Here is a 13713-nt window from a genome sequence, read left to right as displayed (position 1 = left end):
TTGCTCTGGTCATGTCTTCCCAGAAGTATCCCAGAAATCAGCAGAAGTACATTTATGAATCCAGATCGAGGACAGAACTACTTTGGAATTTCTATCCCGCTGCTCTTTTTAACGTCTCTGAACCACTGTTTTGCAGCTTCCGAAGCTTTCTTTTTCGCTTCTTTAGTGGGTAAATGAGCATAGTTCGTAAAATAACTCTTGAACTTTATTCTAAATAAAATCTCTTCTTGAGTGATTGATTCGTTGTCGTTGAAAAACTTCCAACAGGCGTCAGCAACCTTATCAAATTTTTGCAACTCATCTATTGGAGAATAAATGTCATTAAACTCCAAATGATCCTGAACTTCCTGGAGAGTTTCTCTTAATAGTATGGCTCCTCCTATAGCTTCAATCATATTCACCATTTTGATGGAATCTCTATTTGAGATTGATTTTGCAGATATTGACTTGCCGTAGATATGCCCTGTCTTGTCGCAATAATATTGGTATGCATTTTTAATATACTCATCATCGTAATGATGGTAGTTTGAAATGACATCATTATCGTAATCAAACTGATTCAGTTTCCGGCTAAACGTTTCGATTTTTTTATCAACACGCGGCCAGCTTTCAGGTGGATATTCTTTTTGAAATCTATCTTTAGTGATCCTCTCAAAATTTTTACCGACCTGTTGTTTCAGTTGTTCATATCTGCCGGATAATTTTAAATAATCAATAAAAATTGATTCCGGAATGGTTTGCTTCACAAAACCACTTCCGGTCTCGGCCAGATAAAGTAAATCTAGAAAAATTCCTTTTGGCGTATTAAGTCTACTCATCATTCTATCGCGTCTAAGGTTCGTTTTAAATCAGTTTCATCAAGGTGTTCATAGATCTGGGTTACTTCCACAGAGGAGTGGCCTAAAAAGGAGGATACCTGGTTAATTGGAACGCCCATTCGAAGCAAATCAGTACCGCAAGTATGTCGTAGTCCGTGAAGCGTGATTGACTCCGGTAATTTAGCTTCACGAACAAACTTTTTAAATGAACGGGATACCGAACCGGGATTCATCTTTTGAAATCGGTTCATGCCTGTGGCACTTGGAAACACGTAGCCATCTTTCGGTTTACCAAGAAATGCATACCACTTTTTAAGTATCGGTTTCAGCTCTTTTCGAATGGGAATCGTCCGGTCTTTTCCGGATTTGGTATTCGCCCCTTTCTTATTGATGACCCGGATATACCCCTTCTTGAGATCTACCTCATCCCACGTTAGGTTTACGCCCTCTTTTGCCCGCAACCCGCAGTAGTAAAACGTATTGATCATCGGCTTAAACCAGTGGCGTTTTTGATGTGGCTTGGTAATGAATCCGTCTTTTTCATTTCTCGCGTTGAATTTATCAAATTTTTCAAATAGAAGGTCCAGTTGCTCCCTTGATATAGTTTTAACGCTTATATTCTGAGGAGGTTTTGAAGCCTTAATTCCATCCGTGATGTTCTCTTTTACAATCTTTTTTTCATGCAGCCAGCGGAAGAACACTTTATAGTGTCTGAGATAACTGGCTTGTGTAGCAGGCGCCAAGCCATCCCGAAAACAAAAATCCCGAAGATCCTGCTCTGTAATTTCGGTTACAGGCATAGTAGCCCCCAGCTCCTTCTGAAGCATATTCTGGTGTCTCTCGTAATTATCTTTAGTCTGCTGATTTGCCTGACTTCTGTTTTCCACAAACAGTTGTGAGGCATCTTTGAGAGACATATACTTTCCTTTCAGGCTTTTTCTTTTTATCTCTACTTCTTTTTTGGGAGTCCATCCGTTGAACGGATCGATCTCTCCTCTTTCAAACATCTCCTCATATTTGATCAGGAGTTTCTCGGCTTCCCTCTTTACACCTGTGCCAAGACTTAAGGCTTTTTGTTTACGCTTATCATTAATGTGAGTAAAAAACCGTATGTAATAGGTTTCTCCTCGCTTTCTTAAACTTGCCATAATTATAATCTGTCTGTTAAATCGTTTGTATGAAGGTATCTCACCATCTATGCATCGTGAGTTAAATTTTGCAATCGACAAAGTGTAGATTACGCGGAGGTTTATACCCAGTCTATTGTTCTATGGGTAAATGTACCAACCGCTGTACCAACTAATTACGTGTTTTGTGCGGGAAAATGAAAATCTTTCACTCGGGAAGATATTGGTGAGATGAGTAAAAATCATAAAAAAAGCCCCTTAAAGATTATTTAAGGGGCTTTTTTCGAGTAATATTAGAATGTAGAATTAAGTGGGCCCAGCAGGACTTGAACCTGCGACCAATCGATTATGAGTCGACTGCTCTGACCAACTGAGCTATGGGCCCTTTTGTGTGGTTGAGTTTTTAGAAATCTCGAAACAGCCTTAAAACTACGGGCTTTCTCTGTCAGATACAATAACCCAATTCATTCAAATAGATTAAGCCGGGTTACATCACGGTTCTTGAACTTAAATGTCCAGGTTTTTAATAGATATCAAAAAAACACTCATGATGAATGATACAATGTCCGTTTACTTTACAATGAACGGCTTACTATATGTTGGCCAATATCTTACCCATCCACCATAATTTATTTAACGCAAACAAACCCTTTATTCAACTGATAATTTCCCGTATATTTAATTGGGGTTAAGGATTCTGATTGAGTTTCCATACTTTTTCAGTGATCCTGACATTGGCCACATCCTAACGGGTGTGGCCATTTTTATTTCAAGGCCCAAAAATTCACCTCACCTTAAATCCGGTGAACGCTCTCCTAAATCCCGGCGTTTTCATTCATCAAGCTAAATCTAATTATTCTTATGAAATCTGCCCTAATAGCACTTTTTGCTTTTTTGATGATTCACGAAACATGTCTGCATGCACAGGATCGCATTACCGATGAAGCGGAAGCAAGATCAGTTTTTGAAGAAGTGGAAGACCGAAGAAACTCCATCAATACTGAAACGGCTACCCTGGAGATGATCATTACCGATCCGAGGGGACGCACACGCAGCCGAACAATGAAAATGTGGTCATCTACGGATGAAAACATCTCCAGGAATCTTATCGTATTTTCTAATCCCGGCAACGTAAGCGGAACCGCATTTCTCACCATCCGGGAGAACGGAAGCAGCTCGCAGCGGCTTTATCTTCCTTCTGTGGGTAGAATTCAAACCATCGGCTCATCAGACAGGGGAGATCGTTTTATGGGCAGTGATTTTACATACGAGGATCTGGGGGATCAGCAAGCGGAGGATTACGAATTTGAATGGCTGGAAAATCACGAAAATTATTACCTGGTTCACGCCTCCAAACCTGACTCTGAACAGTATTCTTCCGTCACTTTTAAAATCGATCGCGAAATGTATACCCTTTCTGAAATTCACTACTTCGACGATGAGGGAGAGAAAATTAAGCGCCTTGAGGCTGAAGATTTTGAACAGCTATCCGATCAGTTGTGGTCGCCCGCACGGATGACCATGTACGATTTGCGGGAAGATCGAAAAACGGAATTGAAATGGACTGAACGCGAAATCAACGCTTCCGTTGAAGACTGGCGTTTTACAGAACGCGGGCTCCAAAGGGGAATTTGATTAAATTCAGATATCAAATAAATAGAATTTCCCTCCGTCCCCCTAAATCCCGCGATCGGTCACAGCCACCTGCCATCCCTCCAGTGGGTTTGCAGGATTTGCACTGCTGTGCAGGTAATATTTTTCTTTTGACACAATTCCCTGTTTTACCGGGGCATACCGAATGGCCATTGCGGTTGCGTCGATATCATGCTGCTGATACACCACCCGCTTATGATCTTCACTGCTCCATATCAGGGTCCCCGCCGGGCTTCCGGTATTGCCATGCTCTTCAAGAAGCGGAATCAGCCAGGATCTGTGCAAGCTCGGTCGGCCTTCCCTTAATACCTGCATCACGGCTTTTGATGAAAACGCCTTGAAGCTTTCAATAATCTCATCAAATGTGCCCCACGCTGCATTCCCCATCAATAGAATACGATCGGGAAGAATTACGTACTCGTAGATTCGCAGTCCTCGCCGGTCACAGCACCAGCGCAGCCCGTTGCTCATCTTCCGAATCAGCCTGATCTCCGTGAACAAAGGGATTCCTGCAACGATTCGTAAGGATATATAGCTCAGTTCTTTCTCTTTTCGATATTTTCCAGCCATAACTTTCTCTTTTTTCACTTTTCACTTTTCACTTTTCACTTTTATAATATGATCTGAATTAGAGCCAGCCCTTACACTTTTTCTGAAAATTGATCAAAGCGGCATTAGAAAGCACATCACCCCCAAAAAAACCAATTACTGTCATAAAGATTGTAAATATCGGCCTGCCCCCGGCCCTACCAACCAACAAATCCCTTCTCAGCTTTTTTTTACCTGCCAGTTTGGCTATTATTACACCCGAAATAATGAAACCCTAAATCTTGTTGAAAACCGGTTATTTATGAAAATTCATGAGTATCAAGCCAAAGAAATTTTAAGTGAATACGGGGTAGCAGTACCCGATGGTGTAGCGGCCGAGAATGTTGATGATGCCGTTGCTGCAGCAAAAAAAATGAAAGAGAATGGATCTTCACTTTTCGTAGTGAAAGCGATGATCCATGCCGGCGGACGCGGTAAAGGCCGCACCAAGAACAACAATGCCAAAGGGGTGATTCTTTGCAAAACCGTCGATGAAGTAAAACAGGCGGCTGAAGATCTGCTCGGCGATACGTTGGTGACCATCCAGACCGGTGATGAAGGTCAGAAAGTAAATACCATTTATGTAACCGATGGCGTAGATATCGCACAGGAGTACTATCTTGGAATCCTGCTCGACCGCGGTAACAGCAAAAATGTGATTATGGTCTCCACCGAAGGCGGTGTTGAGATCGAAAAAGTTGCAGAAGAAACTCCCGAAAAAATTATTAAGGAGTGGGTAGAGCCCGGAATGGATCTGCAGCACAACCAGGCCCGCCGTCTCGCATTTGCACTTGGTCTCGAAGGAGATGCATTCAAAAAAGCGGTGAAGTTCATCATGGCTCTTTACAAATGTTATGAAGAGACCGATGCCAGTCTTGTGGAAATCAACCCGCTGGTTCGCACACCCGACGGTGATGTGATGGCCCTCGATGCCAAATTCACATTCGATGAGAACGCCATGTTCCGTCAGAAAAAATATGCTGAACTTCGGGATGAATCCGAGGAAAACCCCATTGAACTGGAAGCATCAAAATATGGACTGAACTACATCAAGCTCGATGGAAATGTGGGATGCATGGTTAACGGCGCCGGCCTGGCGATGGCTACCATGGATATCATTAAACTCTCCGGCGGCGATCCGGCCAATTTTCTTGATGTTGGCGGCGGTGCAAATGTAGATACCGTGAAGAACGGCTTCCGCATTATTCTTGAGGACCAAAACGTAAAAGCGATCCTCATCAATATATTCGGCGGAATCGTTCGCTGTGACCGCGTTGCCAACGGCGTGATTGAAGCGATCAAAGATCCTGAAATTGCCAAGAAGGTTGAGAATGTGCCGATTATCGTGCGTCTGCAGGGTACAAACGCCGTTGAGGCGAAAGAGATTATCGATAACAGCGACCTGAACGTCATCTCAGCCGTGCTTCTTAAAGAGGCAGCGGATGCGGTATCGAAAGTGATTGCTGCCTGATCACTTCAGCCTGTTTGCATGATTGCAATTTAAGCGGAGCTTCAGTGATTAATACTGGATGCTCCGCTTTTTTTATGTCTGCATATCTTTAAACCGCATTGTTCGGTGATCTTTTACAGGGTTTACTGTAGCTCAATTTCGAATAATTTGTTCGGAGTTATTCAAAAGTGAAAGAGATTAATCGACAGATCTTTAGTATACTATACGGCTGATGAAACAACATGATATTAATTTTTAAATTTCTGTTTCGGTGTATGCCGAATACCTGTTTCTCGTGACTGCATACCCGTTAAATTTCTACCTTCCGGATGATTAAAACCGATTCCCTCACCCGCCGACTTTACGCAACTGACGCCTCCATTTATGAAGAACTCCCCTCCGGTGTAGCTTTTCCGTCTTCGGTTGATGAGATCCGTCAGCTGGTGAAAGAAGCTGCAAAGAGAAACTTTTCGATCACTGCCCGAAGTGCAGGCACCAGCCTGGCCGGCCAGACCACCGGTGAGGGGATTATCATGGACAGCTCGCGGCACATGACCGGAATCCTTGAAATCGATCCGAAGCGTCAGGTTGCACACGTGCAGCCGGGTGTGATCCGTGACACTCTGAATCGCGAAGCGGCAAAATATAAGCTTCAGTTTGGCCCCGACACAGCGACTACCAACCGGTGCATGATCGGCGGCATGATCGGGAACAATTCGTGCGGATCATTTTCGATCAAACACCGATCCACCCGTGAACATATCCTCGAAATTGAAGCCGTCCTAAGCGACGGCTCAACCGCTCTGTTCAAACAACTGTCAGATCAGGAACTTGAGGAGAAACTGAACCTCCAGACTTTCGAAGGGAGTATTTACAGGCAAATCCTGCAGCTTCTGAAAAAGCATAAAGATGAAATCCTGGACCATTATCCTCACCCGGAAATTATTCGCCGAAATACCGGGTATGCGCTCGACCGGATGTGCGAGATGTCGCCACTCACCCCCGGCGGACGGCCATTTAACATGGCTGAACTTCTGTGCGGGAGTGAAGGAACTCTTGCGATGACCGCATCCGCAAAACTAAACCTGGTGGACCTTCCCGCCTGCCGATCGCTTGTGATTCCGCAGTTCAGCTCACTTCGCGAGGCGATGAAGGCTGCGGTTGAAATTGTGAAGTGGCAGCCGGCAGCTGTGGAGCTTGTGGATGATATCATCCTGGACGCCACAAAAGGAAATATCGAACAGAATAAAAACCGGTTTTTCCTGAAGGGTGATCCAAAATGTATTCTCATTGTACAGTTTGAGGGTGAAAATCAGGATGAATTGGAAGCCCATTCGGCGAAACTTGCCGAACGTCTGAGGGAACTCAATTTTGGATATGCGCATCCATATCTCTCGGATGAAGATGAAATCCGGCGCGTCTGGGATCTCAGAAAAGCCGGACTCGGGTTGATTATGGGCCTTGGTAATGAAAATCCATCCCCGAGTTTTGTTGAAGATACGGCCGTTCGCGTGGAGGATCTGCCCGACTATGTGGATGATTTCCAGGCGATGCTCGATCGTCACAACTCTTCGTGCGTATTTTATGCCCACGCATCGGTCGGTGAGCTGCACCTCCGCCCTGTTGTAAACACCAAAACGCCCGAAGGTCTCGAAACCATGAAACAGATGGCGGCAGAAGTGGCCGACATCGTAAAAAAATATCGGGGCTCACTCTCCGGTGAACACGGCGATGGGCGCGCTCGGGCGCCTTACATCGAAACCGTTTTGGGGAGCGAGATGATGCCGCTGCTCCGGCGCGTGAAGGAGATCTGGGACCCGAACTACCTGTTCAATCCCGGTAAAATCCTCGACCCAAAACCGATCGATACCGATCTTCGGTTTTCGCCCGATTACAATCCGCCTGCCGTTCCAACAATGTTCAAATGGCGCAAAGCCGGCGGATTCGGCAACGCCATTGAACTTTGTAACGGCGCCGGTGTATGCAGAAAACTGGCGCAGAGCGGCGGCACCATGTGTCCGTCCTACCACGCCACACGTGAGGAAAAAGATAATACCCGCGGCCGGGCAAACCTGTTTCGTCAGCTTTTCTCAGGTAAGCAGATGGACGCGTTTGAATCGGAAGAACTAAAGGATGCACTAAGCCTCTGCCTGAGCTGCAAAGCGTGTAAAAGTGAATGTCCCGCTAATGTGGATATGGCAAAAATGAAAGCGGAGTTTACGCACGGCTGGCACAAAAAAAATGGTATCTCCTCAGCTGAACGATTTTTTGGTCAGCCTGAAAAACTCTATCCGCTCGCTTCATTTACCGCATCGGTCACAAATTTTATCAACAAGCAAAAACCGACAAAGTGGTTGTTCGAAAAACTATTCAACATCCACCCAAGCCGGAATGTCCCGGAGTTTGCCTCGCAGACATTTCAATCGTGGTACAGGAAGAACAGATCAGACTTCAGTCATCCCGGTGCGAAGCAGGTTCTCCTGCAGGTTGATATTTTCACCAACTACCACGAACCTGAAATCGCAATTGCGGCTCTTAAAGTGCTACATTCATTGGGCTACGATGTTCTGGTCCCGTTTATCCGACCATCCGGACGACCGCAGATCTCCAAGGGTTTACTGGATGAAGCCTCAAAAATATGCCATGAGAACATCAACCATTACTACCCATTTGCGGAACGGGATATCCCGATTGTGGGACTTGAACCGAGTGAGATTTTAACGCTCCGGGACGAATACACCGATCTCTGCAGAGAGGAAGACCTGGACAAAGCTAAAAAAATTGCTGATCACACCTTTCTCTGGGAAGAGTTTCTTGCTACTGAGCTGGCGACCTCGGACGCTCTTGATGTCGGAAAAGGCCGGAAAGTTTATATACACGGCCACTGCCACACAAAAGCGCTGGTCGGCAATCATCCTCTGATTCAATCTTTCAGGCAGCTTGGTTTTGATCCCATTGAGCTGAAAACCGGATGTTGCGGCATGGCCGGCAGTTTTGGGTATGAAAAAGATAAATATGAAGTTTCCATGCAGGTTGGCGAACAGGTTCTCTTTCCAGCTCTTCGCGAATTAAATTCAGAAGCCAACATCTGCGCTCCCGGATTTTCCTGCCGCCACCAGATCTCTGATGGCGTTGGGAAAAAAGCGGCTCACCCGGCGGTGGTTGTCGCCAAAGCCATGGGGCTTGCCTGACACGTAAATATTTTACCACCGTGTGAGCCCAATATGAGGTGTTGAACCTGGGAATTGGATTTGCTCGAAAAAGTGAAGTTCATTAACCTTGGATTTCATATCCTTTAAGATTAATGGACTGCATGAATTTTGACATGAATGTTGAATCTCTGACACCTGCGTCAACAGCCACTGAAAGTAAACCGCTAACATAGCCGAATCGTCTTACAGCCAAGCTATCTCCTCATACTTCAAAAAACTCTCCATAATAATATCACGCTTATAACAAGTATTACTGTATATATTGATCGCAATTGCTTATCAATATATTTGGCATCAATACTATGTTTTCAGACTTGTGTATAATTATAGATTGATGAGATGATTAATAATAATAAAATTAAGTTACCAATCATTGTATTTGATCTAAAGTTCGGATTCCATCCACATACAATCAACAAAGTCGTATGTAGCTATAGCGGCGCCAGCCCAGTGTTCACCTCGCCTCAATTTTAGTAATTATTTTGAATTGCATTTTCAATCTAAATTTGAGCAACCCAATTTTCTCTTACTCCGGCAATGTCTAATCATATTTAAAAGCAAAATAAGACCTATTCTATTTTGTAAGATGATTATTCTTAAAAAACCTTACACCTTTATTCATTAGAAGTTTTACTCAAATGAAGTATTGATGCTCCCAGATTTTCCTACCGAAGCGGCTCACCCAGCGGTAGTTATGGCTCAATCGATGGGCTTAGTGTAATAGATTTCAATTTTGACGGGGTTTGAATCTATTCGGTTAAATTAATCGCCACATCGAATAGGTACTCGCCATTTTAGCTGTGTAGATAGAAGTAACAACACCTTGAATTCAATTTGCACATTATGAAAACACGAGATACATCCACATTTCGCCAGCCTGTGTTGTCTCAGTTCATCATCGGGACATTACTTCTGATTTTCTTGCCGCTTTTTTTAACTTCCTGTAACGACAAACAAGTTCAGACGGTCACCTGGACAGAGTTCGAACCGGTGTACATGACTCACAGTGAGTTTGTGAACTCTGTGGCTCTGGAAGAGTCGCGTGATCTGAACAACCCCGGAAAATTCTATTTTTATGGCGGATATCTTTTTGTGAATGAAGTCAATAAAGGGGTTCATATCATCGATAACCATGATCCTTCTGCTCCGCAAAATGTCGGGTTTATTAATATCCCGGCCAATAAAGATATCGCTGTGGATGGCACTTTGCTGTATGCCGATTCACAGAAAGATCTGTTGGTCTTTGATATCAGTGATTTGAGTTCCCCAGAGCTTGTGCAGCGGATTGAAGATGTTTTCAATACTGCTTCACGAATTGCTCCCGGTTTCACAACCCAGTCTATTGACGATTCCAAAGGCCTTGTGGTTGACTGGAAACAGGTTGAGCGCGAGGAGATCTGTGAATCAAACTGCAATTCTCAGCCGACACGGTGGGGCACCGGCTGGGTAAATACAACTGCCAGCTTTGATGCGAGCCGCGCATCCATGGGTGAATCATCCGGTGGTGGTGTGGGTGGTTCGATGGCGCGTTTTGCGATTACATCAGATCATCTGTACGCCGTAGATCACACGAGTCTCACCGCGTTCAGTCTCGGTTCCGGGAACACGAGTAAAGTGAGTCAGCAAAATGTGGGATGGCAGATCGAAACAATCTTTCCGTACCAGGATAATCTTTTTATCGGCTCCGCCAACGCGATGTATATCTACGCACTTTCAAATCCATCCAATCCGGAGCCGCTCTCTGTCTACTGGCACGCAACCGCCTGCGACCCGGTTGTGGTGGAAGGTGAATACGCTTTTGTAACGCTGCGGAAAAGCGAGGCCTGCCCCATGGGTGTAAATCAGCTCGATGTGGTGGATGTGAAAGATCTTACCAACCCCAAGAAAGTAAAATCGTATGGGATGATCAACCCGCACGGACTGGGTATTGATAACGGTAAGCTTTTTATCAGCGAAGGAGATCACGGACTGAAGATCATGGACGCCAGCGATCCGCATAACGTAAAATTGCTGCGCCATATCGAAGATATCAAAACATTTGATGTGATTCCTTACGATGGTGTTTTGATGGTAACCGGCGATGATGGAATCATCCAGTATGATTACAGCGACATCAACAATCTGAAGCATCTGAGCACCATACCGGTTTTCAAAACCGAGCCCTCACTCTGACCTGACTTCTGAATCGAATATCCTGTAATGAAAACTCGATTAATCGTTCTGCTTTTCGCTCTGCTCCTCTGGCCGGTGTTGGTCTGTTCTCAACAACCAGTTCCGGCCGGAGAAAACAGCGATTCAGGCTTTTTTAATCGCACCGGATCTGATCTTCTATTCAGCTCAGATCACTCAACGGCCCGGTTTTATACGATCAATGGCTACCGCTTTACTCCTTTCGTTTCGGCCGGACTTGGAATTGGATATGTGCCCTATAACGATCCCCTTGGGCTGATTCCCATCTTCACCGATCTGACAGTTATATTTCAGGATGGCGATGTATCCCCGTACATGTTCTTCCGGATGGGTTATACCCGGAGTATAAAATCAGATTCAGATGTTGTGATGGATAACCATAATGGAGGCTTGATCGTGAATCCCGGACTGGGCCTTCAGTTCAAAACCAGCAGAAGCTGGGGCTTTTATCTGAACGTGGGATACAACCGCGACCGGTCTGCTCACCAGTTTGACAGCTGGGGAGGTCGGACCGTTGAAAACTCGCACACCTACCAGAGAATCAATTTGGGAATGGGTTTTGTGTTTTAGGCCTGAGTTCAATTCTTAAATTATCCCCTAAAAGTCCCCCTTCGAGAGGCTGTGAGAAAATAAATCACAAGCATTTAAAAAAGTCCTTTTATTTAACCACGAAGTCACGATGACACGAAGAATCACGAAAGCTAGTAATTTGATTTTGTTATACTTCGTGTACCCTCGTGGCTTTGCGTCTTCGTGGTAAAAATAAATGGCCGATATCTTTATTAAGTATTTCCTCACACCCTCTAAAAAGGGGGATGTCTATCAGAGAAAAATCGATGGTTCACCAATGATCTCAATTCCTAACACCACCACGTTCAATCAGCTCTTTGGCGCTGCTGAGTGCCGCATCGGTAATCTCCTCTCCGCTCATCAGGCTCGCAACTTCCCGGACATGTTCCTCCTCCGTCAGCGGTGTAATTCGCGTGATGGTCCGCTCTTCCTGTTCAATTTTTTCAACGCGATAATGCTTGTGTGCCTGGCTTGCAATTTGCGGCTGATGGGTGATCGCTACAATCTGGCAATATTCGGATAATTTCCGCATTTCGCGTCCAACTTTTTCCGAAATATTACCGCTGATACCTGTATCGATCTCATCAAATATCATAACCGGCAGATGGTGCTCCTGCGCCAGGATCGATTTCAGCGAAAGCATCACCCGGCTCACCTCCCCGCCTGAAGCAATTTTGTCGAGTGGTTTTGGCTCTTCGCCTTTATTTGTTGAGATATAAAACCGAACATCATCACACCCTTCGGCTGAACACTCTACGGGCCTGCCGTCAATTTCAATCCAGCCGCTGTCAGCAAATTGCCACGCCACATGTACGCGGAACTGGCCGTTTGGAATCCCCAGGTGGCTGAGCGTAGCTACAATATCAGTCGATAACTGTTCACCGATTTCCAATCGTTTATTGTGAAGCGCCTCAGCACTTTGTTTCAAATGACCGGCCTGCTCACGGATTCTTTTCTCGATTTTCTCAATCTCGAGATCAAAATTTTCAGCGACATTCAGCTCCCGTTTAACTTGGTTATAGTAGCTGATCAATTCAGGAATAGATCGCATATATTTTTTCTGAAGGCGATTCAGTTCCGACTGCCTTTGCCTTAGTGTCTCCAGCCGCTGCGGGTTAAACTCGATCGTATTTCGATACCGTTCAGCAAAATTCACCGCTTCCTGTATGCTGATGCGTGCCGTATTCACCTCGCTCAGATAGGTTTCAAACTCCGGTTCAATCCGCGCCATATCTTCCAGGTGAAGTTTGATGGTATTAAGCATCTCCATCAGGCTGATATCATCCCCGTTCCCGATTTCTGAAATCGCGGCTGCTTTCTGATCCAGATCTTCCGCATTGTCGAGAAGGTTCATCTCCGATTCAAGTTCCTCTTCTTCGTAAGCATCCAAATCGGCGCCCTCCAGCTCCTTCACCTGGAACTGGTACAGCTCGGTTTTCTCTTTCAGCTCGCGCTCTTTTCGTTTCAGATCGCGGAGCTCTTTCTGCAGATCCGCCATTTTCCGGTATTCGGTGCGATACGTCTTTTTCACCGGCTCCACAGAATCAAAACGATCGATCATATCGATGTGATTTTCCTCTTTCAGCAACAGCTGGTGATCGTGCTGGCCGTGCAGATCCACAAGCTGATCGCCCACCTGTTTCAGCACTGCGATGTTCACCGGCGTATCGTTAATAAACGCACGGCTTCCTTTCTGACGAATTTCACGCCGGAGTATCAGCTCTTCACTGTAATCCACAGCGTTATCTGTTAGGAGTTTCTGGAGAAATGCATTTTTCCCGACTTCAATCGTAGCCTCAGAAATCGCCTTTTCGGCACCCTGACGAATGACATCCGTATCCGCCCGTTCACCCAAAATCATATTCAGCGCACCGATAATAATCGATTTACCAGCACCAGTCTGGCCGGTCATAATATTCAGGCCTTGTTCGAACTGAACGTCCAGTTCATCAATGAGCGCAAAATCTTTGATGTAGATCGATTTAATCATGAGTCAGAGTCGTTCTTTTTTAGCAGTAACGTCAAAACAGATGATCACAAAATAAAGTTTATCGCGATCACATCAGAAAAAAACATAAACGGTATAAAACCAATACCCAAATTTA

At 45.1% G+C, this 13713-nt stretch carries 9 protein-coding genes and 1 tRNA gene; 5 read left to right on the top strand and 5 right to left on the bottom strand.

The genetic code is table 11. The features are described 5' to 3' along the window. Nucleotides 1-77 precede the first annotated feature (77 nt). The 3 genes from DYD21_RS16770 to DYD21_RS16760 all read right to left on the bottom strand — a co-directional run bounded on the left by DYD21_RS16770 (nt 78) and on the right by DYD21_RS16760 (nt 2330). The gene (locus tag DYD21_RS16770) at nt 78-821 is read right to left on the bottom strand and encodes a hypothetical protein (protein WP_116038159.1); all 744 of its coding nucleotides are present in this window, start codon (nt 819-821) and stop codon (nt 78-80) included. Then, on the bottom strand, nt 818-1966 hold the full coding sequence (locus DYD21_RS16765) for a tyrosine-type recombinase/integrase (protein ID WP_116038158.1): 1149 nt from the start codon (nt 1964-1966) through the stop codon (nt 818-820). Before DYD21_RS16765 ends, DYD21_RS16770 begins: the two co-directional genes overlap by 4 nt. 290 nt (nt 1967-2256) lie before the next feature. After that, nucleotides 2257-2330: transfer RNA gene (locus tag DYD21_RS16760), tRNA-Ile, on the bottom strand. Nucleotides 2331-2806: 476 nt separating this feature from the next. On the opposite strand from DYD21_RS16760, the gene DYD21_RS16755 reads away from it, so the two are divergent. Beyond that, nucleotides 2807-3580 (top strand): outer membrane lipoprotein-sorting protein, encoded by a 774-nt coding sequence (locus DYD21_RS16755; protein ID WP_116038157.1) that lies wholly within the window; start codon nt 2807-2809, stop codon nt 3578-3580. Between the two features lie 42 nt (nt 3581-3622). Here the strand turns inward: DYD21_RS16755 and DYD21_RS16750 are convergent, their stop codons facing one another. Beyond that, entirely contained in the window at nt 3623-4168 is a 546-nt protein-coding gene (locus DYD21_RS16750) for a hypothetical protein (RefSeq protein WP_147303627.1), read from the bottom strand. Between the two features lie 280 nt (nt 4169-4448). Between DYD21_RS16750 and sucC the strand changes: the two genes are divergently transcribed. From sucC to DYD21_RS16730, 4 genes are all read left to right on the top strand, one after another. Beyond that, nucleotides 4449-5657: an ADP-forming succinate--CoA ligase subunit beta gene (gene sucC / locus DYD21_RS16745; protein WP_116038155.1), complete on the top strand. Its 1209-nt coding sequence runs from the start codon at nt 4449-4451 to the stop codon at nt 5655-5657. A gap of 308 nt (nt 5658-5965) precedes the next feature. Next, nucleotides 5966-8827, top strand: coding sequence for an FAD-binding and (Fe-S)-binding domain-containing protein (locus DYD21_RS16740; RefSeq protein ID WP_116038154.1), 2862 nt, complete (start codon nt 5966-5968; stop codon nt 8825-8827). Between the two features lie 864 nt (nt 8828-9691). After that, on the top strand, nt 9692-11020 hold the full coding sequence (locus DYD21_RS16735; RefSeq protein ID WP_116038153.1) for an LVIVD repeat-containing protein: 1329 nt from the start codon (nt 9692-9694) through the stop codon (nt 11018-11020). Between the two features lie 27 nt (nt 11021-11047). Next, a complete protein-coding gene (locus tag DYD21_RS16730; RefSeq protein ID WP_116038152.1) occupies nt 11048-11608 on the top strand; it encodes a hypothetical protein in 561 nt (186 codons plus the stop codon). Nucleotides 11609-11891: 283 nt separating this feature from the next. On the opposite strand, the gene recN is transcribed toward DYD21_RS16730, so the two are convergent. Next, entirely contained in the window at nt 11892-13598 is a 1707-nt protein-coding gene (gene recN / locus DYD21_RS16725; RefSeq protein ID WP_116038151.1) for a DNA repair protein RecN, read from the bottom strand. Between the last annotated feature and the right edge of the window lie 115 nt (nt 13599-13713).

Origin of the sequence: Rhodohalobacter sp. SW132, assembly GCF_003390325.1 — a bacterium.
GTDB lineage: Bacteria > Bacteroidota > Rhodothermia > Balneolales > Balneolaceae > SW132.
Note: the sequence above shows the minus strand (reverse complement) of the source record. Positions and strands in the feature narration are given on the sequence as shown.

Coding starts and splice junctions, on each gene's coding strand:
- DYD21_RS16730 (WP_116038152.1), top strand. CDS start 11,048: ATGAAAACTCGATTAATCGTTCTGCTTTTCGCTCTGCTCCTCTGGCCG.
- DYD21_RS16765 (WP_116038158.1), bottom strand. CDS start 1,966: ATGGCAAGTTTAAGAAAGCGAGGAGAAACCTATTACATACGGTTTTTT.
- DYD21_RS16770 (WP_116038159.1), bottom strand. CDS start 821: ATGATGAGTAGACTTAATACGCCAAAAGGAATTTTTCTAGATTTACTT.
- sucC (WP_116038155.1), top strand. CDS start 4,449: ATGAAAATTCATGAGTATCAAGCCAAAGAAATTTTAAGTGAATACGGG.
- recN (WP_116038151.1), bottom strand. CDS start 13,598: ATGATTAAATCGATCTACATCAAAGATTTTGCGCTCATTGATGAACTG.
- DYD21_RS16750 (WP_147303627.1), bottom strand. CDS start 4,168: ATGGCTGGAAAATATCGAAAAGAGAAAGAACTGAGCTATATATCCTTA.
- DYD21_RS16735 (WP_116038153.1), top strand. CDS start 9,692: ATGAAAACACGAGATACATCCACATTTCGCCAGCCTGTGTTGTCTCAG.
- DYD21_RS16740 (WP_116038154.1), top strand. CDS start 5,966: ATGATTAAAACCGATTCCCTCACCCGCCGACTTTACGCAACTGACGCC.
- DYD21_RS16755 (WP_116038157.1), top strand. CDS start 2,807: ATGAAATCTGCCCTAATAGCACTTTTTGCTTTTTTGATGATTCACGAA.